Source organism: Paucidesulfovibrio longus DSM 6739 (assembly GCF_000420485.1).
Lineage (GTDB): Bacteria > Desulfobacterota > Desulfovibrionia > Desulfovibrionales > Desulfovibrionaceae > Paucidesulfovibrio > Paucidesulfovibrio longus.
In genome coordinates this window covers 302,996-324,915 of record NZ_ATVA01000016.1, presented here as the reverse complement: position 1 = coordinate 324,915, position 21,920 = coordinate 302,996, and the positions used below count along the sequence as shown (strand labels likewise).

23 protein-coding genes are annotated in these 21,920 nt (G+C 59.2%); 11 read left to right on the top strand and 12 right to left on the bottom strand.

Going from position 1 to position 21,920, the window contains the following annotated elements:
* The first annotated feature begins 6 nt into the window (after positions 1-6).
* From lptA to G452_RS0114350, 10 genes are all read left to right on the top strand, one after another.
* Positions 7-1,014, top strand: coding sequence for a lipopolysaccharide transport periplasmic protein LptA (gene lptA, locus G452_RS0114395; RefSeq protein WP_022662962.1), 1,008 nt, complete (start codon positions 7-9; stop codon positions 1,012-1,014).
* A gap of 3 nt (positions 1,015-1,017) precedes the next feature.
* On the top strand, positions 1,018-1,740 hold the full coding sequence (lptB, locus tag G452_RS0114390; protein ID WP_022662961.1) for an LPS export ABC transporter ATP-binding protein: 723 nt from the start codon (positions 1,018-1,020) through the stop codon (positions 1,738-1,740).
* A 242-nt stretch (positions 1,741-1,982) separates the two neighbouring features.
* Positions 1,983-3,404, top strand: a complete 1,422-nt coding sequence (gene rpoN / locus G452_RS0114385; protein WP_022662960.1) for an RNA polymerase factor sigma-54 — start codon at positions 1,983-1,985, stop codon at positions 3,402-3,404.
* Between the two features lie 38 nt (positions 3,405-3,442).
* Positions 3,443-3,979, top strand: a complete 537-nt coding sequence (hpf, locus tag G452_RS0114380; RefSeq protein WP_022662959.1) for a ribosome hibernation-promoting factor, HPF/YfiA family — start codon at positions 3,443-3,445, stop codon at positions 3,977-3,979.
* 1 nt (position 3,980) lies between these two features.
* Positions 3,981-4,430, top strand: a complete 450-nt coding sequence (locus G452_RS0114375; RefSeq protein ID WP_022662958.1) for a PTS sugar transporter subunit IIA — start codon at positions 3,981-3,983, stop codon at positions 4,428-4,430.
* 12 nt (positions 4,431-4,442) lie between these two features.
* A complete protein-coding gene (rapZ, locus tag G452_RS0114370; protein WP_022662957.1) occupies positions 4,443-5,324 on the top strand; it encodes an RNase adapter RapZ in 882 nt (293 codons plus the stop codon).
* A gap of 2 nt (positions 5,325-5,326) precedes the next feature.
* On the top strand, positions 5,327-5,779 hold the full coding sequence (locus G452_RS0114365) for a PTS sugar transporter subunit IIA (protein WP_022662956.1): 453 nt from the start codon (positions 5,327-5,329) through the stop codon (positions 5,777-5,779).
* A complete protein-coding gene (locus G452_RS0114360; protein WP_022662955.1) occupies positions 5,776-6,243 on the top strand; it encodes a PTS sugar transporter subunit IIB in 468 nt (155 codons plus the stop codon). Before G452_RS0114365 ends, G452_RS0114360 begins: the two co-directional genes overlap by 4 nt.
* A gap of 19 nt (positions 6,244-6,262) precedes the next feature.
* A complete protein-coding gene (locus G452_RS0114355; protein ID WP_022662954.1) occupies positions 6,263-6,937 on the top strand; it encodes a PTS sugar transporter subunit IIC in 675 nt (224 codons plus the stop codon).
* Positions 6,938-7,160: 223 nt separating this feature from the next.
* Positions 7,161-8,084 (top strand): manganese-dependent inorganic pyrophosphatase, encoded by a 924-nt coding sequence (locus tag G452_RS0114350; protein WP_022662953.1) that lies wholly within the window; start codon positions 7,161-7,163, stop codon positions 8,082-8,084.
* Between the two features lie 82 nt (positions 8,085-8,166).
* Here G452_RS0114350 and G452_RS0114345 read toward each other — a convergent pair whose 3' ends face one another.
* The 3 genes from G452_RS0114345 to G452_RS0114335 all read right to left on the bottom strand — a co-directional run bounded on the left by G452_RS0114345 (position 8,167) and on the right by G452_RS0114335 (position 10,481).
* A complete protein-coding gene (locus G452_RS0114345; RefSeq protein ID WP_022662952.1) occupies positions 8,167-8,817 on the bottom strand; it encodes an ABC transporter ATP-binding protein in 651 nt (216 codons plus the stop codon).
* 12 nt (positions 8,818-8,829) lie between these two features.
* The gene (locus G452_RS0114340; protein WP_235619625.1) at positions 8,830-9,951 is read right to left on the bottom strand and encodes an ABC transporter permease; all 1,122 of its coding nucleotides are present in this window, start codon (positions 9,949-9,951) and stop codon (positions 8,830-8,832) included.
* Between the two features lie 65 nt (positions 9,952-10,016).
* Positions 10,017-10,481, bottom strand: coding sequence for a DUF2318 domain-containing protein (locus G452_RS0114335; protein WP_022662950.1), 465 nt, complete (start codon positions 10,479-10,481; stop codon positions 10,017-10,019).
* A gap of 937 nt (positions 10,482-11,418) precedes the next feature.
* Here G452_RS0114335 and G452_RS0114325 point away from each other — a divergent pair.
* Entirely contained in the window at positions 11,419-12,456 is a 1,038-nt protein-coding gene (locus G452_RS0114325; protein ID WP_022662949.1) for an HD-GYP domain-containing protein, read from the top strand.
* Between the two features lie 44 nt (positions 12,457-12,500).
* Here G452_RS0114325 and dapA read toward each other — a convergent pair whose 3' ends face one another.
* From dapA to mnmG, 9 genes are all read right to left on the bottom strand, one after another.
* Positions 12,501-13,385, bottom strand: coding sequence for a 4-hydroxy-tetrahydrodipicolinate synthase (gene dapA, locus G452_RS0114320; protein WP_022662948.1), 885 nt, complete (start codon positions 13,383-13,385; stop codon positions 12,501-12,503).
* A 45-nt stretch (positions 13,386-13,430) separates the two neighbouring features.
* Positions 13,431-14,309: a UshA-like (seleno)protein family 2 gene (locus tag G452_RS0114315; RefSeq protein ID WP_420705264.1), complete on the bottom strand. Its 879-nt coding sequence runs from the start codon at positions 14,307-14,309 to the stop codon at positions 13,431-13,433.
* Position 14,310: 1 nt separating this feature from the next.
* A complete protein-coding gene (locus tag G452_RS0114305) occupies positions 14,311-14,586 on the bottom strand; it encodes an HU family DNA-binding protein (RefSeq protein WP_022662945.1) in 276 nt (91 codons plus the stop codon).
* 69 nt (positions 14,587-14,655) lie between these two features.
* The gene (locus G452_RS19685) at positions 14,656-15,516 is read right to left on the bottom strand and encodes a MinD/ParA family protein (RefSeq protein WP_022662944.1); all 861 of its coding nucleotides are present in this window, start codon (positions 15,514-15,516) and stop codon (positions 14,656-14,658) included.
* A 12-nt stretch (positions 15,517-15,528) separates the two neighbouring features.
* Positions 15,529-16,389 carry a GGDEF domain-containing protein gene (locus G452_RS0114295; RefSeq protein WP_022662943.1) on the bottom strand — a complete coding sequence of 287 codons (861 nt, stop codon included), beginning with the start codon at positions 16,387-16,389 and terminating at the stop codon, positions 15,529-15,531.
* A gap of 16 nt (positions 16,390-16,405) precedes the next feature.
* Positions 16,406-17,519 (bottom strand): peptide chain release factor 2 gene (gene prfB, locus G452_RS19680; RefSeq protein WP_211213498.1). Its coding sequence is split into 2 segments (ribosomal slippage): positions 16,406-17,443 and positions 17,445-17,519, totalling 1,113 coding nucleotides; the frame shifts between segments, so codons are not numbered across the junction.
* A 20-nt stretch (positions 17,520-17,539) separates the two neighbouring features.
* Positions 17,540-19,030, bottom strand: a complete 1,491-nt coding sequence (gene lnt, locus G452_RS0114285) for an apolipoprotein N-acyltransferase (RefSeq protein WP_155887739.1) — start codon at positions 19,028-19,030, stop codon at positions 17,540-17,542.
* A 41-nt stretch (positions 19,031-19,071) separates the two neighbouring features.
* Positions 19,072-19,872 (bottom strand): hemolysin family protein, encoded by an 801-nt coding sequence (locus tag G452_RS0114280; protein WP_235619624.1) that lies wholly within the window; start codon positions 19,870-19,872, stop codon positions 19,072-19,074.
* Between the two features lie 157 nt (positions 19,873-20,029).
* Positions 20,030-21,913, bottom strand: a complete 1,884-nt coding sequence (gene mnmG / locus G452_RS0114275; protein ID WP_022662940.1) for a tRNA uridine-5-carboxymethylaminomethyl(34) synthesis enzyme MnmG — start codon at positions 21,911-21,913, stop codon at positions 20,030-20,032.
* Positions 21,914-21,920 lie beyond the last annotated feature (7 nt).

The window sequence follows — 21,920 nt, the reverse complement described above, 5'->3', positions numbered from 1 at the left end:
GCCGAAATGCAGAGCAGACGAAAAGCCATTGCCGCCGCCTTGATCCTGGCAGCCATCTGCTGGGCCGCTCCGGCCTTGACTCTTCCCGCACAGGCGGCGGATGCCTGGGGGGAAATCCGCGAGGCGACGCGCAACCTCAATATACGCGCGAAACGGGATTATAAGTCCGAACACGTGCGGACGCTGAAAAAAGGCGACCGGGTCAAGGTCGATTTCCTCAAGGACGGCTGGTATGCGGTTTTTCCCCTGGACGCATCCGAACGAAAACTGTCCCAGGCTATCGGCTTCAGCAAATCCAAATACCTGAAATTCGTTTCCAAGCCTTCCGCGCCGGAACCTGTCGTTGAACCCGCTGCAGAGCCTGTGGCCGCAACCAATCCGGACACGGCGGATGTGCCGGAGCCCGCACCCGTTCAAGCCCCTGCCGTAGAGCCGGAACAGACTCTCGGCGCGGACCAGGCTCGGCCGGACGAAACCTCCGTGTCTGCCAAAACGGATGCCCTGCCAGTGCGGCCCGATCCGGGACAGGGACAGAAAGTCGTGGCCGAAGTGGAGCAGCGCCCCGAAGACCTGCCGCAGCGTCCGGCCTCTTCAGGTAAGCCCCCCGTACGCATCACCGCGGACAAGCTGACCTACGACGACAAGCACCGTACCGTGTCCTTCACCGGCAATGTCGAGGCCGTGCATGAGGAGCTCAATCTCTGGGCCAACGAACTGACGGCGTATTTCGACAAGACGGGCAAACCCGGAGAAGAGATCGACCGCATCGTCGCTTCCGGCGGAGTGCGCATGCAGCGGGGCAGCACCGAGGGAACGAGCGATTCCGTGACCTACATGGTCAAGGAGAACCTTCTGCTCATGGAAGGCAATCCCGTCATCCGGGACGGCAAGAACAAGGTCACCGGAAAGGTCATCAAGTTCTACGTCAAGGAAAACCGCAGCGAGGTGGTGGGCGGCGGCGGCAAACGCGTGGAGGCGATTCTCTTCGCCCCGGAAACGCTGGAGGCTCCCTAGCTCATGCCGAGCCTTTCCGCATCCGGCCTCTGCAAGCGTTACGGCAAGCGCGAAGTGGTCCACGGCGTGGACGTTTTCCTGAAACGCCGCGAAGTGGTCGGCCTGCTCGGCCCCAACGGCGCGGGAAAGACCACGACGTTTTACATGCTTGCGGGCATCGTCAAGCCCAATGCGGGCGTGGTTCGATTCGGGGAAAAGGAAATCACGCATCTGCCCCTGCACGAACGGGCACGCATGGGACTTTCCTATCTTCCGCAGGAAAGTTCCGTATTCCGAAAGCTGACCGTGCTCGAAAATCTGATGATCATCCTGGAGCAGACGTCCTACAATCGGGAAAAACGACGCCAGCGCGCCCGCGAGTTGATGCGCATGTTCAACATCACCAAGCTCGCGCACCAAAAGGCCATGTATCTTTCGGGCGGCGAACGGAGACGGCTCGAAATCGCCCGCGCGTTGATCATGAATCCCAAATATATCCTTCTTGACGAGCCGTTCGCGGGCATCGATCCCATCGCCGTGATCGACATTCAGGAAATCATATCCATTTTGAAAAAACTGGGTCTCGGAATCCTCATCTCCGACCACAATGTCCGCGAAACCTTGAATATTTGCGATCGGGCCTATCTCGTCTACGAGGGCACGATCATCCTTGAAGGCAGTCCCCAGGAAATTGTCAAGGATTCCAAGGCGAGACAGGTCTACCTCGGCGAAAATTTCTGCCTCTGATCCGCAATTTCCTTCCCAATTGGCGATTTACAGCCCCCATGAAGGTTGGTACAGTTCTTTCATGGTGGCTGATTTCCGCCGTGTAAATCTGTATTTTCAATAGTTTAAGATGTAATTCTTGCGCCGCATCCAAAGCTGTGGCATAGTGAAAGCAGGAAAATAAACGAACGAGATGCAGAGAGACGTGGATTTGTTCAGGCAGTCTTGAGACTGCGGATCCGCACTCCGCCGCAGTGAGCGATATGGGACTGGAACTCAGACAACAACTCAAGCTTAGTCAGCAGCTTGTCATGACCCCGCAGTTGCAGCAGGCCATCAAGCTGTTGCAGCTCTCCCGGCTTGAGCTGCTGGAATCCGTTCAGCAGGAACTTCTGGAAAATCCATTCCTTGATGAAAAGGAAGGGGATGAGGACGCGCGTGCGGAGGAGACTCCGCGCGAGGAGGCCACCGCCGAGAAGCAGGCCCAGGACGAACTCATGCGCGACGCGGACTGGGAAAACTACATCGGAGAGTTTTCCAGCACGTCCAAGCAGTCGCAGAGCCGTGAAGCCGAAATTCCGGAGGAGGGGCTCTCCTTCGAGGCCCGCCTTGCCTCCAAGCCGTCGCTGGACGGCCACATCAACTGGCAGATGCGGCTTTCGAATTTCACGGAAGAAGAACTCGCCATCGGCGAGATCATCCTCGGCAACCTCGACGACCGAGGCTATCTCCAGGCCGATGTGAACGACATCCTCTCCCAGGTCGATGCCACTCCGGAAGCTGTCGAGAGCGTGCTGCACCGCATCCAGCGTCTCGATCCCGTGGGCGTGGCCGCCCGTTCCCCGCGCGAATGCCTGCTCGTGCAACTCGAAGTCTTCGGGTACGACGACCCCATTCTTTACTCGATCGTGGACGAACACCTCGAAGATCTGGAAAAGCGCCGCTACAAGCCCCTGGCTCGCAAATTCAAGATCGACATGGACGAGCTCAAGGCGTACCTTGATATCATCCAGAAGCTCGATCCCATGCCGGGCACCAGTTATTCGAGCACGGAGCCGCATTACGTCAGCCCGGACGTTTTCGTGTACAAGTACGGAGACGACTTCGTGATCGTGCTCAATGAGGACGGATTGCCGCGATTGACGCTGAATTCGTTTTATATGGACGATATCAAGTCCTGCAACAGCAAGGACAAGGAATATTTCCAGGAAAAGATGCGCTCCGCGGCCTGGCTGCTCAAGAGTCTCTACCAGCGCCAGCGCACCCTCTACAAGGTCATGGAGAGCATCGTCCGTTTTCAGAGGAGCTTTTTCGAGGAGGGCGTTTCCAGGCTGAAGCCGCTTATTCTCAAGGATGTGGCCGAGGACATCAGCATGCATGAATCCACGGTGAGCCGGATTACGACCAACAAGTACGTGTCCACACCGCACGGGATTTTCGAGTTGAAGTTCTTTTTCAACAGTGCGTTGGACCTCGGCGACGGAACGCAGGTCGGCTCGGAATCCGTCAAGGCGCTCATCAAGCAGTTCATCGGCGACGAGGATCCCAAGAGGCCGCTCAGCGACGAAGTCATAGGAGACATGCTCAAGGAAAAGCTGGATGTGAATATCGCGCGCAGGACGGTCGCCAAGTACCGTTCGGCCATGAATATTCCTTCCTCCTCAAAACGTAAGCAGATTCTTTGAACTTGCCCACTCAACCTCTATCTCAAGGAGGATTGTGTATGAACATCAGCTTCAACTTCAAGAACCTTGATCCCTCGCCGCATCTGAAGGATCACATCGAGAAGCGTTTCGATAAGATATCCAAGTTCATTCAGGACAGCGACGAGTCCGATCTCCAGGTCAACCTCGCCGTGGAAAAGACTCGCCAGAAGGCCGATGTGGTGCTCAACGCGGACAACATCCACATCTCCGCCTATGAGGAGTCGCCGGACATGTACGCCACGATTGATTCCGTGGTGGATAAGCTGGAATCCCAGCTGCGCAAGATCCGCGAGAAGATGAAGGACAGGCGGCGCAAGGCCCAGACCCGCGACGTGCGTATGGAGTATTTTTCGCTTTCCGAAGCGGGAGATGCTCCGACCATTACCGGCACGGACAACTACGAACCCAAGCCCATGTCTGTTGAAGAAGCGGCCATGCAGCTCGATTCGTTGCAGTTCGAGTTCCTCGTATTCCGCAACGCGGAAACCGAGGGAGTCAATGTCATCTACCGCCGTAAGGACGGCGACTACGGATTGATCGATCCCGGAAACTGAAATGAGATTAGGCGAGTATCTTGATACGGAACTGATATTGCCGGAGCTTGCCTCCGCCACCAAGGCGGAGGTGCTCCGGGAAATCGTGAGCGCAGTGAGCGACAGGATTCCGGAAATGGACGCGGAGGAGGCCCTCCGCGTCCTTCTTGACCGTGAAAGCCTGGGATCGACCGGCATCGGGGATGGCATTGCCATTCCGCACGGCAAGCTCGAATCCCTTGATCGCATCGTTGTCGCAGTGGCCCGCAGTACCCAGGGTGTCGATTTCGAGGCCCTTGATCACGCCCCCTGCCGGATCATCTTCCTGGTGATTGCCCCGGAACAGGTGGCGGGGCTTCATTTGCGCATTCTCGCGCACATTTCGCGACTGCTCAAAGATCCTGAATTCCGCAGGAACTTCTTGGAAGCGGACGGCGTGGAAGGGCTTCAACAACTCCTGCAGGGCACCTAGAAGGGCATCCGCTTGAAGAAAGACGTTTCTTTTCCCGTGATTGTCGTTACCGGGCTTTCTGGTGCGGGCAAGAGCACGGCTCTCAACGTCTTCGAAGATCTCGGTTTCTTCTGCGTGGACGGGCTTCCCGCAGGCATGCTTCCGAAGATGGTCGAACTTTTTCGCGGCATGGATAAGGACCATCGCGGTCTTGCCCTGGGCATGGACCTCCGACAGGTGGATTTCGTGGAAGAATGGGAACGCGCCTCCACCGAACTGGCCGCCATGGGCGTCAAGGTGCAGGTCGTGTTTTTGGAGACGCGCCAGGACAAGCTGCTCACCCGCTACGCCACCACGCGTCGGCTGCATCCGTTGGAAAGCAATTCCCTCGGCCTGGAACAGGCCCTGGAAAAGGAGCGCCAACTCCTGGGGCCGATCCGGACATCCGCCGATCTCGTCATCGACACCACGGGCTACTCCATCCACGATTTGCGGCGGATCATCCAGGAAAAATGGACGGCACTCGAAGACCCCGGTTCCAGCATGCGCGTCCACCTCTTGACGTTCGGATTCAAATACGGCGTGCCCATCGATGCGGATCTTGTTTTTGATCTCCGTTTCTTGCCAAATCCATATTTCGATGAGAAACTGCGGCCTCTTTCCGGAAAGGATCCCGAAATATCCGAATATGTGCTGGAAAGTGAAATAGGACGTTCCTTCAAGGAGCGTTTCGTCAATTTTCTTTGTTATCTCCTGCCGCTTTTTGCGCAGGAGGGGCGGTACAGGGTCACTGTGGCCCTGGGCTGCACGGGCGGGAGGCACCGTTCGGTCGCCACCGGGGAGATGCTCAACCGGGTGCTTAGAAAAGCGGGCTACGCCGTGACTCTTGAGCATCGCCACTACGAACTCGGATAGCCATGTCGAAATCGAAGCAGGGACAGCTTGTCGGCGTTGTGGTCGTGACGCATGGATCGTTCGGCGCAAGCCTTCTCGAAGCGGCCGAACTGGTCGTGGGGCCGCAGGAAAACGTCCGCGCTGTGGGCGTGCCTCAGGAATCGGCAGTGGACGAACTGGTCGTATCCATTCGCGATGCGGTCGAAAAATGCAGCAAGGGAAACGGGGTTCTTATCCTGACCGATCTTTTCGGCGGAACGCCCACGACTCTGAGCCTGTCGCTGCTGAAATCCTTTGAGCTGGAAGTCATTTCCGGCGTCAACATGCCCATGGTGGTCAAGGCCATTCAATCGCGGGAATTGCCGCTCGCGGAAATGGCGGCCCAGGTCAAATCCGCGGGACGACAGGGAATCGTGGTCGCCGGGGAAATGCTTGCGCGCCGCTCCGGCGCCGGTCGGCAGGGAAGCGGCTCATGAACTGGGTGCGGGTGGACAATCGCCTCGTCCACGGACAGGTCGTGGAGACGTGGTTGCCCTACACAGGGGCCACGACCATCATCGTCGCCAACGATAAGGTCGCCGAAGACATGTTGACCCAGCAGATCATGTCCCTGGCCATCCCGCAGACCATGAACGCCTCCTTCGTCCCCGTGCGCGATCTCCTGCATCTCCAGAAAACATCCATGTGGACGTCCAGCCAAAGCTCGACTCTGGTGCTCTTTTCCAATTGCGAAGATGCCCGGAAGGCCTATGAGATCGGGTTTTCCTTTTCCGCGATCAACATCGGAAACATTCATTACGCTCCAGGAAAAAGACAGCTGTCCCCGAGCGTCGCCGTCAATGAGCAGGAAGAGGCGTGCCTGCGCTTCTTTCTCGACAGCAAGGTCCGACTGGACTTTCGCTGCGTCCCCAACGACCCGGTGCAAGTGAGGTTCGGATGATGGCCACTTCCGCTCTCGCGTGGTTTGCGCTGATTGGTTTTTTTTTGCGCTCTTCTCGCTGTTCCGCTTTTCGCTGAGCATCGGCCTGCTTGAGCGGCCGCTCTTCATCGGCCTGCTCTGGGCCCTGGCAACGGGCGACTACGATATCTGCCTGAAAATCGCCATTTTTTTCGAGCTTGCCTGGCTGGACATCATCCCAGCGGGAACCTACATCCCTCCCCATTTGGGAGCGGCAATGTTTACGGCGCTGGCGCTTACCTCGCTGTACGGCCTGACGGACACGGGCCAGATCGCTCTGGCCATGACCGCCGGCATCCCCATGGCCTGGCTCGGCACGCGACTCGAGGCAAAACTGCGAATCGGGCAGGGCAAGTGCCACGCAATGGCCCAGCAATGGGCGGAACGACTGGGATCCGGGCCTTTCCCGGAACGCATCATCTATTTGTCCATGCTGCGCAGTTTTGCGACGTCCTGGCTCTTCTTTTTCGTCTCGCTGGTCATTTTGGACCTGCTCCTTCGGATGCTGCTCGGCGTACTTGGTCCGCTCCTCGACCAGATGAACGTGGATTGGCCGCATCTCTGGCTCGCGGCAAGCCTCGGCGGCCTGCTCGCGTTGCGCGTTCGGCGCGCCTACGCGGTCTTTTTCAGCGGGGCGGCCCTGGTCGGCCTGGCCTTGATTATCAAGGCGCTATGACTTGGCAGACGAAAGCGCTTGTGATACCCGGAACAATCTGATTCGGTCATCAGCGAGCATTGGGTCTGGGACGAGAAAACGCGCCGCTTTTCAAGGCGTCAGGACATCCGCCTCCTCCCGCGATCTTCTCCTTTCTGTGACTTGGCAGCCTTGTGACTTTGTGATATCTGGAACAACCTAAGTTTTTGGCACGCATTGAACCACTCATAGGAGGATCAACATTATGGCTATTCTCGTTTGTGGACACAAAAACCCCGACACCGATACCGTCGCTTCCGCCATTGCCGCCGCTGACCTGTATTCCAAGCGCGGCATGGAAGCCAAGCCCGTGACCCAGGGCGAGATCGCCCCGGAGACCAAGTTCGTCTTGGACAAGTTCGGCCTGAAGGCTCCCGAGATCGTCACCGACGCCACCGGCCAGAAGATCATTCTGGTTGACCACACCGACATCTCCCAGACCATCGACAACCTGTCCAAGGGCGAGCTCGTGGCCGTCGTCGACCACCACAAGCTGGGCGACATCACCACCTCCAACCCCCTTGAAATGTGGGTCTGGCCCGTGGGCTGTTCCGCTACCGTCCTGAAGTCCATGTACGACTTCTACGGCATCGAAATTCCGGCCAACATCGCCGGCATCCTCCTGTGCGCCATCCTTTCCGACACCGTCATGTTCAAGTCCGTGACCACCACCGATCAGGACAAGAAGGCCGTCGAGGCTCTTGCCAAGATCGCGGGCGTCGCCGATGTCATGGCTCTGGGCATGGAGATGTTCAAGGTCAAGTCCGCTGTTGACGGCGCCACTCCTTCCGAGCTGGTCTTCCGCGACTACAAGGACTTCGACATGTCCGGCAACAAGGTCGGCATCGGCCAGCTGGAAGTCGTGGACCTGTCCATGCTGGACGCCCACAAGGCTGCCCTCCAGGCCGAGATCGAGAAGGTCAAGGGGCAGGAAGGCCGTCACTCCGTGTTCCTCCTGCTCACCGACATCATGAAGGAAGGCTCCGAGATGCTGATCGCCTCCGACGACGCCTCCGTGGTCGAGAAGGCCTTCGGCGTGAAGCCCAACGGAAAGTCCGTTTGGCTGGACGGCGTCATGAGCCGCAAGAAGCAGGTTGCTCCGAACTTCATCAAGGCCTTCGAAGGCTAAACGGTTCGGCATCCGAATGAAACAAGCCCCGGTCGCGTTTGCGGCCGGGGCTTTTCTATTTGATGGCCGGGAAGAGACGAACTCAGCAAACATCTCCGTCGGCAAGCTCGACAATGCGCGTCCCCATTTTCGCATATTCGGAATCATGCGTGACCATGATCACCGTCAAGCCGTCGCGGTTCAGTTCCCGGAGCAGGGCCATGACGCTTTCTCCAGTTTCACGATCCAGGCTGCCCGTAGGCTCGTCCGCGAAAAGGATCCTGGAATCCTTGACCAGGGCGCGCGCAATGGCCACGCGCTGCTGCTCCCCGCCGGACAGTTCGCCCGGCAGGCGGTCGCCCTTGCCGTCAAGCCCCACTCGGCGAAGGCATTCGCGTGCCTTGGCAGTTGCAGCAGCGGAGATAGACCGATACGCATTCATGAAGGGAAGCAGAGTGTTTTCCTCGGCAGTAAGATACGGCATGAGGTGATGAAACTGGAATATCACCGAAAAATCAGTATGCCTCAGTTGGTTCAGCCCGTCCGCGTCCAGTTCCGAGACATTTTGACCCTTGTAGATCAGTTGGCCGGAATCCGGCGCGAGCAGTGTCGAACAAACAGCCAGAAGCGTAGACTTTCCGGATCCGGATCGCCCCACGACAGAAACGAACTCGCCTTCCTCGATGTGAAGATTCACCGAACGCAAGGCAGGAGTGTTTTGGAATGTCTTGCAGATATCAATTGCTTGAAGCATATGGCATTTCTCCTAGAGAGCCGCGAGCGCGTCGTAGGGACGAACTCTGGCCGCCTTGGCCGCCGGGAAGGAGGCCGACAACATGGATACCAGCGCCGCAGCGAAGGCCGCGAGCAGAAGATGACCTGCCTGGAACGGCAGACTGCTTGAGGTTCCGGTATCGAGCACCGAAACCACCTGTCCTGCCGCGAACCATCCGCAGACATATCCGAGAACGCCGGAGCTGAGGCCGATGAACAACGCCTCGAAGCTGAAGATCGCGAATATGTCGCCCTTGGAGTAGCCGAGGGAACGCAGCAGCCCGATTTCCTTGCGCCGTTCATTCACTGAAGACAGCATGGCCAGGCCGACCATGGCGCAGGCGGTCAGCAGGATGACCAGGCTGACGGCCAGCACGAGACGTTGGACGAATTCCACCGAGTACATGCGTTGCTTGACCACGTTTTTCAACGCGGTGACGTCGTTTCCTGGCATGGCATTGCTGATTTCCGCCACGATGTCCTCAATGGGGCAGCCGGAGCAGAGCGCCGCGACTTCGACGAAGCTGACGCTGCCGGGTTGGCCAGTGAAGGCCTGCACCGTGGTGATATCCGCAAATAGAACCTTGTCGTCGTCGGAGCCCGTGGAGTGCAGCACCCCGCTGACCGTGAACGTGTTCCCGAAGAGTTCAAGAGTGTCGCCGGGCTTGAGTCCCAAGCTTTCCGCCGCGCGGAAGCCGGCGATCAATTCCTGCCCGTTATCAGGGTAGGCCCCCTGAACGGCCCAAAAACCCTTGAGTTGTTTTTCATCTTCCCAGCGGACGCCGACCACGCCGACGCCCACTTTTCGTGCATCCCTGCCGACGGCCTCGGTCATGGCGACAAGCTTGGGGGCAACGGCGCTGATGCGCTCCCGAAGTTGAATCGAGCGGATCGCCGAATCCACCTCCTCAAGTTGCAGGCTGCGTTCTCCAAAGGGCAGGTCGCCAAGCTGAAAGCCACCATAACTCACTGTAAGAGTGTCTGTTTTCGGAGATACAAGAATGTTCGCACCAAAAGCCAAGAGCTTTTGCTCCAAACTATCCCCGACTCGGCCGGAAACGAGCGCAAGCGCGATGACGGCAGTCAGACCGAGTGCAAACACTCCGAGCAACATGGCCGCCCGTAGCGGTTTCCTGCGGATGTTCCGCAAGGGTATCGTGAGTATGTTCATACTGTTGTCTAAAAATAACCAGCGCCGGCTGCGATGTCGGCGACGTTGAACTTCACGCTGTTCGAATCGTAGGTGCGTTCCAGCGGAGCGGGATTGCAACCGCCGCGCACCTCATTGATGCGGGCGCTATGAAACTTCTGTCCGCAGTTCTGGCAGATCATGAAGTCGCCATTCTGCACGTACCCCTTGCGGGCTTCGAAACAAACGTCGCAGGCGTCAAAGGCTGCTCTGATGACACCGTCGCTGCTTTTCAGAACGAAAAACCGGACACTGCGACCATTGGCATCAAACTCGAAAAAATGAGCGCTGCCGTCATCCACTTCCTCGACTGGAACAGTCACGACACCGTTAACGGCTTCAACTGACTTATATTTACTGAAGAATCCAAAGGCCTGGGCATCACCGCCGGAAAAGGACACCACGATGGTTACGAAAAAAGACAACACAACAAACACGGCAATCTTATTGGACATGATGCATTCCTTTCGGCACGGGCCGATAGTTCGCTGCAAGGCGAACGGATGAACAGAAAGCCCCGGAAGGGGGGATTACAATAGAGAGGGGAAGGATTTTGCCGGCTTACAGCCTGAGCGACCGATGCCGGAGATAGAGCGAGCTGTCCGGGATCGGGAAGGAGTAGGATTGAGAAGAAAGATATGCAGAGCCGCCGTAGGAACCTGCGACAACGGAACCAGAGATGGATAAGGCCGAGAACGCGGGGTTTCGAAGTGCAGATGCTTCGGAATTTCGCGCCTGGGCTCCTGCCTGTTGCATGGAGCAGGCGCAGGGCAAGGGACGGGGGGAACACCAGGACGAAGGCGAATCCAAAATGGCCGTGAAATCCACGCAACAAGGCATGAGCCCGGACAGGCGATCTTCGCAATCCGAAGCTGCATCGGAATGAGAAAGCGGATTTGTACAAGGGGCGCAACTGGAAGCCATCGAACTCGCGGGAAGTCCAGCCGCGAGAACGAATGCGCTCAGGATCAGGCCGAGGATGGCCCGCAAAGCTATCTGCTTATTCCATACCATTAGGATAGGAAATTATGTTGATGAGCTGATTCTGTCAATAGTAAATATTATCAATAATTTTGGATCGATAATAAATATTGGCACTCCGAAAAGAGAGATGCCCTCAAGGGAGTGTTGCAGTTCGATCAAACTCAAGGTAAAAAAAACGAATCATAACCTCTCAAATCGACATGCTTATGATTTGGGCAAACCGAGAGTTTGAACTCATGGATGCCCGCAGCAGAAAAGAAAGGAAATTCATGTCGTTTCCAGACCGCGAAGGGGGGGGCGACGCCCGGTTTTGTTTTGACAGTTTGACGCAAAGCCTTCAAAATACATGTTCACGAAAATGCCGGGGGCGTCTCGGGCTTCCTCCAACGCGATTGCAGCATTGCGAGAATGAATTTGGTCAACTGGGATTTAGAAAAAGCGCATACGATCCTTGTGGTCGAGGATTCGCGCTTTCAGCGGAAAACCCTGGTCCGCCAGCTCAAGGGATGGGATTTCGACATCCTGGAAGCGAGCGACGGCAAGGACGGGCTTGACCAATTCGAGCGCTTTTCCCCCAAATTGATCATCACCGACCTGGAAATGCCCGTCATGGATGGCTTCGAGCTCATTCGAACCATTCGCCAGCGTGAAATAAACTATACCTATATCATTGTCCTCACCGCGCTTGCCGACAAGGAAAACCTGGTCAAGGCCCTTGAGGTGGGTGCGGACGACTTCATCATCAAGCCGGTCAACCTGGAAGAGCTCAAGGTGCGGCTCGGCGCGGCGGAGCGCATCTTCAAACTGCAAAGCCAGGACAAGCTCATCTTCGCCCTGGCCCAGCTTGCGGATTGCCGCAGCGAGGAGACCGGCAACCATTTGCGCCGAGTCAAGCTCTGCACCCGTCTGCTTTGTGAAGATCTTGCGGAGAACGGCTTTTCCGTGCTCACATCCGCCAGAATTTCCACCATCGAGTCCATGTCGGTTCTGCACGACATCGGCAAGGTGGCCGTTCCGGACAGCGTCCTGAACAAGCCGGGCAAGTACACGAAGCTCGAATACCGGATCATGCGCAAGCACACCGAGGTCGGCGGAGAGCTTCTGGAGAATATTTACAAGGAAACTGGATCGGAACAACTCCGGGTGGCCAAGGACATCGTCATGCACCACCATGAGAAATGGGACGGCAGCGGATATCCGCAGCAGCTCGCCGGGGAGGACATTCCGCTTGCGGCCCGCATCGTGGCCCTTGCCGACGTATTCGACGCGTTGGGCAGCCAGCGTTGCTACAAACCTTCCTTTTCGCGCGAACGCTGCCGGGACATCATCGTCAGCGAACGCGGGAAGCATTTTGATCCGGCCATCGTGGAGGCGTTTCTCAGGAAAGAGGATGAACTCTGGGAAGTCCTCATCAAGCTCCAGGATCCCACAAGCTGTCCCCAATAAAAAAGGCCTCCGAAGAGGCCTTTTTTATTGGCGGATGTTTCGAATCAAGCCATCAGGCCGCTGTTGCGCAGCACCTTCTTCAAGGGTTCGCGGTTTTCCTCAAGCAGCGGGACCATGGGCAGGCGGAATTCCGCACGCTCGATCACGCCCATATAGCAAAGGGCGGTCTTCACGGGGATGGGGTTGGTTTCCATGAACATGGCCCGGCTGAGAGGAGCCATCTTCAGGCTCAGTTCGAGCGCCTTTTTGGTGTCCTTCTCGGCGAACGCCTTGCACATTCCGCTCATCAGTCCCGGAACGATGTTGGAAACCACCGAAATCACGCCGGAGCCGCCGACTGCCAAAAGAGGCAGAACCGTGAAATCGTCTCCGGAGAGCAGGGCGAAGTCCGGGCCGCAGAGCTCCACGACCTCGGCGCACTGGCAAAGATTGCCCGTGGCCTCTTTGACGGCCTTGACTTCGGGCACTTCGCGGGCGATGCGCGCGACAGTGGCCGGAAGACAGTTCAGGCCGGTGCGTCCGGGAACGTTGTAGAGCACCATGGGGATCGAGCACTCGGCGGCAATGGCCTTGAAATGGGCCACCAGCCCGCCGGGCGTGGGTTTGTTGTAGTAGGGGGTGATCTGAAGGGCGGCGTCTGCTCCGGCCCTCTTGGCGAGCTGGGTAAGCTGGATGGCTTCCTTGGTGTTGTTGGAGCCCGCCCCGGCGATGACAGGAATGCGTCCTTTGACCTGGTCGACGCAAATGCGAATGACCTCGCCCTGTTCGTCATGAGTCATGGTCGCTGCTTCGCCGGTGGTTCCACAGGGGACGACGCCGTCGATTCCTTGTTCGATCTGCCATTCGATCAGGGCGCGGTATGCGTCCTCGTCGATGGCACCATCCCGGAAAGGCGTGACCAATGCGGTGAACGCGCCGCTGAAGTTCATGTGATCCTCCTTTGGGTCTGCCGGGTTTCTGACTGCACGGTGCGATTATTCGGCACCGGCACCGACTAATGCGGAAAGAACATCAATATCTTCAATATAACTGTCAGTCAATGCGGGCGATTCGATCCGGATGTTTCCGTTCTCGGCCCATGCGAAGGATGCCTTGCCGCGCGGCAGATCGAGAATGTCGATGCGCGTCACGCTTTTGCCCTTGGCATAGGGTCGGGTCCAGAATGTCCGGCCGCCGGCTATGATGCTGCCGGGAACCTCCACGCCGGGACCGCTGCCGAACAAAATGTCGGGCGTGTCGGCTCCGGATTCGAGGTAGGTTTTTTCGACCCACAACCCCCAGGGGGACAGGCCCACGAGCAGGTCCACCTTGCCGCGCTGCTGCCGCAAGATATTCTCGATTTCCTTGAGCACGCGCTGCGGAGGCGTCTTGGCCTCGGCGGGCATCTCGGGAAACAGAAGCACGCCGACGGCGACCCCGTCCCGATCCAGACGCATGAAGCGCACTTCATCGGGATGCACCCAATGGTCGGGGGGCGTCAGGCCGTTTTCTTTGAATTCCTTGAGTTCGAATCCGGTGAGAAGGCCGAGATCGTACCCCATCATTCCGTAACTGACGGCCAAAGCCTTGAGGCTTTCGGCGTCCTTGGAGCCGAGCGCCTCACGGCCGAACTCGTAGCCTCCGGCCAACGTCAGCAGGGGAACATTCTTGGGTTGGTCTTTCCTCGCCAAGTTGAGAAAGGTGGCCCTCCGGGCCACGCCGCCGACGGTTCGGCCGCCTCAGGTGGGGCAGGGGCGAAGCGTTCCGTAATTGTTGCCGGTGTAGAGGATCGTCAGGGAGCTTTCAGCGAGCGCGTCAGAAGTGCTGGCGGCGAAAAGCATCGCAGCCAGCAGAAACAAAATTCGTATACGCATATCAACCGTTGATGAATTCCTTCAATTCTTTGCCGGGACGGAAGAAAGGCAGCTTCTTCGGATGTACGTGCACGACGTCGCCCGTCTTGGGGTTGCGGCCGACATAGCCTTCGTAATCTTTGATCTTGAAACTGCCGAATCCGCGGATTTCCACACGGTCTCCGCGCACAAGCGCTTCCTTGATGGAATCGATGAACGCGCTGACGATCTTGGTGGACTCATCCACATGGAGCTTTTTTTGCTCGGCCAGTGCCTTAATCAGTTCGCTCTTGTTCATGTGGGCTCCGGTATTGCCGGTTTTCGGGCTTCCCCTGTGGACTCCCGGTGAATAAAAATTCCAAGTGTCTTATCTATGCCGAAAAACAGGGACTTCCGTCAAGCCCAAATTACGCCTCGTCCCCGGAAATTGTTTAAGCACAGGACGCTGCGCTATGCTCTCAGCGTTATCAGTCCGATATCGCAGAAATATTCTTCCGAGCTTGACGATATCCTGGGCCGCGGGCGAGGAAGGCGCGATTTTCAGCAACGCCTTCTGGCGCCGGACCGCTTCGGAAACATTGCGGTCGTCGCGTATGTGTCCGAGATTGCGGATCTCGATCCCCAGGAAGGTCTTGCAGGCTTCGGACAGCCGGGTGAAGGTGCGCTCGGCCTCGGCCTTGGATTCCACCTGGTTGACCACGACCAGGAAATCACGCACGCCGTGCTCCGTGGCCAGCACCTTGATGACGGCGTAGCCGTCCGTGAGCGAGGTCGGCTCCGGCGTGACCACTACCAGACGAAGCTGCGCCATGGAGGCGAAGGTCATGACGGTTCGGCTGATGCCGGCGCCCAGGTCGAGGATGAGCATGTTGTAGCTTCCGGCAAGCTGGACGATCTTGTCCAGCATGACGTTCTGCATGTCTTCATCCATTTCCACAAGCTCCGGCACGCCGCTGGCCGCGGGGAGCACGTCCAGCCCGTCCGGCTCCACGGCGACCGCCACGTCCGAGGTGTCGATGTCGTGCTTGAGCAGATCCTGAAGATTCTTCTCCGGGGCGATGCCCAGGAGCACGTCCAGGTTGGCGAGCCCCAGGTCGCAATCCATAAGCAAGGTCTTCAGACCCGCGGCGTGGAGCGCATAGCCGAGGTTCAGCGAAATGCTCGTCTTGCCGACGCCGCCTTTGCCGCTCATGACGGCCAGGCTCAGAGTCATGTTCGGGTTGATCATGGTCCACGGATCCTACGGTTTTCCGGTGAAGAGGAAACGCTTTTCGCTGGCCTGTACCAGAGAGGGGCGGATTGCCTGCTCGATGTCGGGCATGGGGGCCAGCTCGGTGCGGTTCTTTCCAGCTGTCTTGGCAGCGTAGAGAGCCTTGTCCGCAAGTTCGAAAAAATCCTTGGGAGAAAAACGCGTCGTTCCGCGATAGCTGGCAATGCCCGCGGAGCAGCTCACGGATACGACGCCCTCGCCGCCGGGAAAGGAAAAGGCGCTTTCCTCAAGATCCTGGCGAATGCGGTCCACGACTTTGGCGCTGCGCACCTGGCCTATGCCGGGCAGGACGATGGCGAATTCCTCCCCGCCGATGCGCGCGGCCAGATCGTAGCGGCGCTTGTTGCCCGTGATGATCTTCGCGAGGCGGACAAGAACCTCGTCCCCGGCCACATGACCGTAAGTGTCGTTGACGAGCTTGAAATCGTCCAGGTCGATGACGGCAAGGCTCAGGGCCGTTCCGGCCCGTTGTGCGCGTTCCATTTCAAGATCGAGGAAGCGGTCGAAGGATCGACGGTTGGCAAGTCCCGTGAGCGCGTCGTGTTCGGACTGGTAGGAAAGCTCGTCCAGGCTTTCCTGGAGCACCGTGAGGTGCGGATAGATGTCCCGGTCGATGGGCAGGGTCAGCCAGCCCTTGAGTTCGAGACGGCGAACGATGGATCGCCACTGCTGGAGGCTGATGCCGCTGAACAGTCGAAACACGCCGAGGTTGGTCCGCGCGTCCATGTCCTCGCAGGGGGTTCTGGCCGCCGCGCAGATTTCATCCCGCAGGCGCGTCAGTTCTTTGAGCAGTTCGCGCTCAAGGGCCGTATCCGGCACGGAATGGGCCATGGCCGCATCCTTCGGGTCAGGCGTTCTGTTTTCCGGCATGGGCGTACAAGAGGTAGCTGCGCATGAGTCGGTCCAGCGCGCCGTCCAATACGGCGTCCACGTTGCCGTCCTCGGTGTTCGAACGGTGGTCCTTGACCAGCCGGTAGGGCTGGAGCGTGTACGTTCTGATCTGGCTTCCGAAATTGATCGCGTCCTTGCTGGCGTAATCCACGCGCTGGGACTCTTCGCGCTTGCGCAGTTCCTGCTCATACAATCGGGCCTTGAGCATCTTCATGGCCGTCTGGCGGTTGCGCAGCTGGGATTTTTCATTCTGGCACTGCACCACTATGTTGGTCGGCAGGTGGGTGATGCGCACGGCGGAGTTGGTCTTGTTCACATGCTGACCGCCCGGACCGCTGGCCCTGAACACATCGACGCGAAGATCTTCCTCGCGGACCTCGATTTCTATGTCGTCGTCCACATCGGGATAGACGTCCACCGAAGCGAACGAGGTGTGCCGTCTCCCGGATGCGTCGAACGGGGAAATGCGGATCAGGCGGTGGATTCCGGCCTCGCCGCGCAAAAATCCATAGGCGTAGGGGCCTTCGATCTGCAAGGCGGCGTTCTTGATGCCCGCTTCCTCGGCAGGCTGCACGTCGAGCACCGTGAGCTTGAAATCCTTGTCCTCGGCCCAGCGCGTGTACATGCGCAGCAGCATCTCGGCCCAGTCCTGGGATTCCACGCCGCCTGCGCCGGGATGGATTTCGAGAATGGCGTTGCTGCCGTCCTGCTCGCCGCCGAGAAGCGTGGCCATCTCGGTCTGGCGGAGAATCTTCTCGAACTCCTTCATGGAGCGATGCAGGTCGTCCAGGGAAGCTTCGTCCTCGGCGGCCAGCTCCAACCAGACCTCAAGATCCTCCTTGGCCTTGCGCAGGCCGTCGTAGGTGGACAGCTTGTGTTCCAGCTGGCTCTTTTCCCGCAGGACAGGCGTGAGCTTTTCCGGTTGGTTCCAGGCGTCGGGCTGGGAAATCTGGGTTTCTATCGCGGCGAGACGTTCGGCGAGCTTGGAGTAGTCAAAGCCGCCCCCAAAGAGTCTCGTACTTGCCGAAAAGAGTGGCGCTGTTGCCTTTGAGCTCGGAATACTGGTGCATATGCTTCTTGTCTTTGCTGGTTAAGGCCGCCGCAAGGCCGGGCAGAGCACCACCCAGGCCGACATCAGCCCGGCCAGAAGGTACGCCGCCACGTTCAGCCAATGGTAGGCGTCATGGTAGAACGTAGTCACATGAACAGGTTTGACCGCCCAGGTCAAGACTTCGTCCTGGAAGAGGTCCGAGGAAGCCGCAAGACGGCCGAGAGGGTCGATGAAGGCGCTGATGCCGGTGTTGGTGCCCCGCGCTATCCAACGGCACTGCTCCACTGCGCGCATCCGAGTCTGGGCCAGGTGCTGCCAGGGCGCGGAGGAGCGGCCGAACCAGGCGTCGTTGCTGATGTTGACGAGGATGTCCGCCCCCCTGGCCACGCGTTCCTGCGCCAGCTCCGGGAAGATGGCCTCGTAGCAGATCAGGAGGCCGAGATGCATGCCGTCGGCGTTCAGGGGATCGAGCTTGGCGCCGGGCAGGTAATCTCCTGCGCCGCTGGCCAGCTTCTCGATGGGCAGCCACTCCTTCAGCGGAACGTATTCGCCGAAAGGCACGAGATGGACCTTGTCGTACCAGCTCACGGAATTGTCGTGAGGATTGAAGAGGAAGGCACGATTGTAGAAGTTGAACGATCCGTCTTCACGCTGGGTATAGGCAGGAGCGCCCGCGATCAGGGGTACCCCGATGCGGCGCACGAAATCCGTGACTTGGTTGCTGTAGACTCCGGCGTCCTGAAGATAAAACGGCATGGCGGTTTCCGGCCAGACGATCAGGTCGGGCGGAGCTGCTTCGGCCTGGGCCGTGGAAGAGGAGTCAGCCAGTGCCTTCCTGCTCAGATCAAGATATTTCTGCACCGTCCCGATTTGGAAGGGGGCTTCCCATTTCTCGCCCTGGTCGATGTTGCCCTGGATCAGGGCGATGCGCTTGTCCACGCCGGATGGGGCGAATCCCGCCATGCGGTAGGCACCGAAACCGAGCAGGAACAGGCAGAGGAAAAGCACGAGAAGGCGAGGCGAACGAGCCGTGTTCCAGAGCGTCAGCGCCGTCACGAGGCTGACGAACAGGCCGGACAGGCCGTACGCGCCGACGAGGGACGCTGCCTGAATGAACAAGGGCCAGGGCGCAAAGGCTGCGGAAAGCGTGACCCAGGGAAAGCCGCTGAACAGCCAGGAGCCGGTCTGTTCCAGGGCTGTCCAGAGCGTGCCCGCGAAAAAGCAGAGTAGCAGAGGGGGAAGGCGTTTTGCGGCGCGGTGGAGGGCCCAGCCGAAGACGGCTCCGTAAAGGCCCATGATCAGCGACACTCCGACAGGACAAGGAAGGGCCAGCCACCAGGGCAGGCCGCCGTACTGCGCGACAGGAGCGGCCACCCAGTAGAGGCAAGCCGTGTGCGCCAGGACCGCCGCCAGCAGCGACCAGAAAAAAGCCTTGGCCGAACCTGTGGCGCGAAAGGCGATCAGACAGAGCGCCGCCGGGTAGAGCAGCATCAGCGGGGGCAGGTGGACCCAGGGGTTGGGATAACCCATGAAAGCGCCAAGAACGGCGAGAAGGCAAAGCAGGGGCACGGTTATCCTTGTTCGGAAGATTGCGTTTCCATCGGTTCGATAAGAATGGTCTTGATCTGCTTGGCGTCCGCGTCCTGCACGCTGAAGCGGCGGTTGTGGAGCTCGAAGGAATCGCCCGGCAGGGGGATGCGCCCCGCGATCTCGCTGAGATATCCGCCAAGGGTGTCCACCTGTTCCGAGGTCACGCCGAGCTGAAAACGCTCGTTGAGCTCTTCCAGTTCCGTTCGGCCGGAAACGAGCAGGGAGCCGTTGTCCAGAACCTGGATGTCGTCCGGACGCAGCACGTCGTATTCGTCCTCGATGTCGCCCACGATTTCCTCGATGACGTCTTCGAGCGTGACCAGCCCCGCTGTGCCGCCGTATTCATCCACGACGATGGCCATATGCGTCCTTCGGGCGCGCATGGTGGCCAGCAGATACTTGACGTTGGTCATTTCCGGCACGAAGAGCAGCTCACGGAGCAAATCCCGCAGCGGCGTGGCGGATTTCTCATGCTGCGTAAGAGAGCTGAGCAGATCCTTGGCGTGGATGACGCCGATCATGCGGTCGCGGGTTTCCTCGTATACCGGAATGCGCGAATGGCCGTGCGCGACGATGAGCTGCGCGACTTCGTCCAGGCTGCCGCCCACCTCGGCGCAAATGATGTCGGTACGCGGCACCATGATGTCCGACGCCGTGGTGTCTCCGAGATCAAGCACGTTGAGGAGCATCGAAGCGTCCTCGTGCTTCAGCGCGCCGCCGTCCTGGGCATCCATGATCTGTTCTTCCAGATCATGGCCGTTCCTTTTGAAAATACTGCGCATTCTCATCCAGAATCGACTGTCGGAACCTTCGTCCAAGCAGAGGCCTCCTTGCTGCAAATATGCTTGGGCGTCAAAGAAGACAGCACCTTGCAATGACAAATGGAGTATGATGTCAAACCGTGACTGTCAACCGCAAGAGACGCTCTGGGCGAATCTTTTACAAGAGATTGATCTTTTTGAGATGGACTTGAAGACAGGAAAGGGCCGCAGGGGTGATTCCGGAGATGCGCCCCGCCTGTCCAAGGGTCAGCGGCCGCACCGCGCCGAGTTTTTCCACGGCTTCCCGGGTCAGCCCGGCCACGGCCTTGTAGTCCAGGTCAATGGGCAGTTCCAAGGACTCCTGGTCGCGGGAGCGGGCCACCAGTTCCTCCTGACGCTCGATGTAGCCCTCGTAGCGAACCTGCGTTTCCGCTTCCTCCAGCAAGGCTTCATCCATTTCGGCGATCTGCGGCAGAAACGGAACCAGCTGACGGATGCGGACTTCGGGCTGGCGAAGCAGGGCGGAAAGGGGAACAGCCTTGCCCGGCGGGGTTCCCCCCAGGCCGAGGATGATCTCGCGCGTGGCCGCGTCCGGCCGGATGGTCACGCCCCGAAGCGCCGCAAGCAGCGACTCCAGGCGGTCCTTCTTGATGCTGAAAAGCTGCCAATGCGCGTCGTCCACAAGGCCCATGTCCCGTCCCAGGGCCGTCAAGCGCTGGTCCGCATTGCCTTCGCGCAACAGCAGGCGGTGTTCCGCACGGGAAGTGAACATCCGGTAAGGCTCCTGCGTGCCTTTGGTCACGAGGTCGTCCACCAGCACGGCCATGTAGGCCTGGTCGCGGCGCAGCAGGAAGGGAGGCTCGTTCCGCAGGGAGCGGCAGGCGTTCAGCGCGGCCCAAAGGCCCTGCGCCGCCGCTTCCTCGTAGCCGGAAGTGCCGTTGATCTGCCCGGCGAGGAACAGGCCCGGCAGGGCTTTGCTTTCCAGGGTCGGAAGCAATTGCGTGGGCGGCGAATAATCGTATTCGATGGCGTATCCGGGTCGAACGATCTGGGCCTGTTCCAGTCCGACGATGGAGCGGATCATCCGCACCTGCACGTCGTAGGGCAGGCTGGTTGGGATGCCGTTGGGATAGACCTCCGGACTGTTCAGCCCCTCCGGTTCCACGAACACCTGATGGCGATCCTTTTCCGGAAAGCGGGCGACCTTGTCCTCGATGGAAGGGCAGTACCGGGCGCCCGTGCCCGTAATCACGCCCGTGAACATGGGCGAGCGGTCGAAGCCGGAACGGATGGCGGCATGGGCGGTTTCGTTGGTCCAGGTCAGGTGGCAGGGCACCTGGGGCAGAGCGGCCGCCTTGGAACGGAAGCTGAAAAGCGGAGCCGGATCATCGCCAGGCTGCACTTCCATGCGTTCGAAGTCCACGCTGTCCTTGAGCAGCCGGGGAGTGGTCCCGGTCTTGAGACGTCCCAGCTCCAGGCCGACCGCGCGAAGCGAATCGCTGAGAGTGTTCGACGCGGCCTCGCCGAGCCTGCCGCCGGAAAAATTGTCCAATCCGATGTGGATGCGGCCCTGAAGAAACGTGCCCGTGGTCAGCAGTACCGCGCGGGAGAGCAGGCGTTCGCCCAGCGAAGAGCGCACCCCCGCAGCGCGGCCGTTTTCCATGAGCAGGGAGTGGACCGTGTCCTGCCTGATCCAGAGATTCGGCTGCCTGAAAACGTCCCGCTGCACGGCGCGGAGGTAGGCGGCGCGGTCGATTTGCGCGCGTGTGGCGCGCACCGCCGGTCCCTTGCGGGTATTCAGGGTGCGGAACTGGATGCCCGCCTCGTCCGCCCACAGACCCATCATGCCGCCCAGCGCGTCGATCTCCCGGACCATGTGTCCCTTGGCGAGTCCGCCGATGGCCGGGTTGCAGGAGAGCTGGCCGATGTGGTCCACGTTGATGGTCAGCAGCAGGGTGGCCATGCCCAGGCGCGAGGCGGCCATGGCCGCCTCGCATCCGGCATGTCCCGCGCCGACCACGATGAGATCGAGGATCTCGGGAGGAGAAGGTTTCCTGATCATCGCTGCT

What these genes read in the sequence shown, in the direction of transcription:
- lptA (WP_022662962.1), top strand. Translation starts at nt 7, where the DNA reads ATGCAGAGCAGACGAAAAGCCATTGCCGCCGCCTTGATCCTGGCAGCC.
- lptB (WP_022662961.1), top strand. Translation starts at nt 1,018, where the DNA reads ATGCCGAGCCTTTCCGCATCCGGCCTCTGCAAGCGTTACGGCAAGCGC.
- rpoN (WP_022662960.1), top strand. Translation starts at nt 1,983, where the DNA reads ATGGGACTGGAACTCAGACAACAACTCAAGCTTAGTCAGCAGCTTGTC.
- hpf (WP_022662959.1), top strand. Translation starts at nt 3,443, where the DNA reads ATGAACATCAGCTTCAACTTCAAGAACCTTGATCCCTCGCCGCATCTG.
- G452_RS0114375 (WP_022662958.1), top strand. Translation starts at nt 3,981, where the DNA reads ATGAGATTAGGCGAGTATCTTGATACGGAACTGATATTGCCGGAGCTT.
- G452_RS0114365 (WP_022662956.1), top strand. Translation starts at nt 5,327, where the DNA reads ATGTCGAAATCGAAGCAGGGACAGCTTGTCGGCGTTGTGGTCGTGACG.
- G452_RS0114360 (WP_022662955.1), top strand. Translation starts at nt 5,776, where the DNA reads ATGAACTGGGTGCGGGTGGACAATCGCCTCGTCCACGGACAGGTCGTG.
- G452_RS0114350 (WP_022662953.1), top strand. Translation starts at nt 7,161, where the DNA reads ATGGCTATTCTCGTTTGTGGACACAAAAACCCCGACACCGATACCGTC.
- G452_RS0114345 (WP_022662952.1), bottom strand. Translation starts at nt 8,817, where the DNA reads ATGCTTCAAGCAATTGATATCTGCAAGACATTCCAAAACACTCCTGCC.
- G452_RS0114340 (WP_235619625.1), bottom strand. Translation starts at nt 9,951, where the DNA reads ATGTTGCTCGGAGTGTTTGCACTCGGTCTGACTGCCGTCATCGCGCTT.
- G452_RS0114335 (WP_022662950.1), bottom strand. Translation starts at nt 10,481, where the DNA reads ATGTCCAATAAGATTGCCGTGTTTGTTGTGTTGTCTTTTTTCGTAACC.
- G452_RS0114325 (WP_022662949.1), top strand. Translation starts at nt 11,419, where the DNA reads ATGAATTTGGTCAACTGGGATTTAGAAAAAGCGCATACGATCCTTGTG.
- dapA (WP_022662948.1), bottom strand. Translation starts at nt 13,385, where the DNA reads ATGAACTTCAGCGGCGCGTTCACCGCATTGGTCACGCCTTTCCGGGAT.
- G452_RS0114305 (WP_022662945.1), bottom strand. Translation starts at nt 14,586, where the DNA reads ATGAACAAGAGCGAACTGATTAAGGCACTGGCCGAGCAAAAAAAGCTC.
- G452_RS19685 (WP_022662944.1), bottom strand. Translation starts at nt 15,516, where the DNA reads ATGATCAACCCGAACATGACTCTGAGCCTGGCCGTCATGAGCGGCAAA.
- G452_RS0114295 (WP_022662943.1), bottom strand. Translation starts at nt 16,389, where the DNA reads ATGGCCCATTCCGTGCCGGATACGGCCCTTGAGCGCGAACTGCTCAAA.
- lnt (WP_155887739.1), bottom strand. Translation starts at nt 19,030, where the DNA reads ATGGGTTATCCCAACCCCTGGGTCCACCTGCCCCCGCTGATGCTGCTC.
- G452_RS0114280 (WP_235619624.1), bottom strand. Translation starts at nt 19,872, where the DNA reads ATGCGCAGTATTTTCAAAAGGAACGGCCATGATCTGGAAGAACAGATC.
- mnmG (WP_022662940.1), bottom strand. Translation starts at nt 21,913, where the DNA reads ATGATCAGGAAACCTTCTCCTCCCGAGATCCTCGATCTCATCGTGGTC.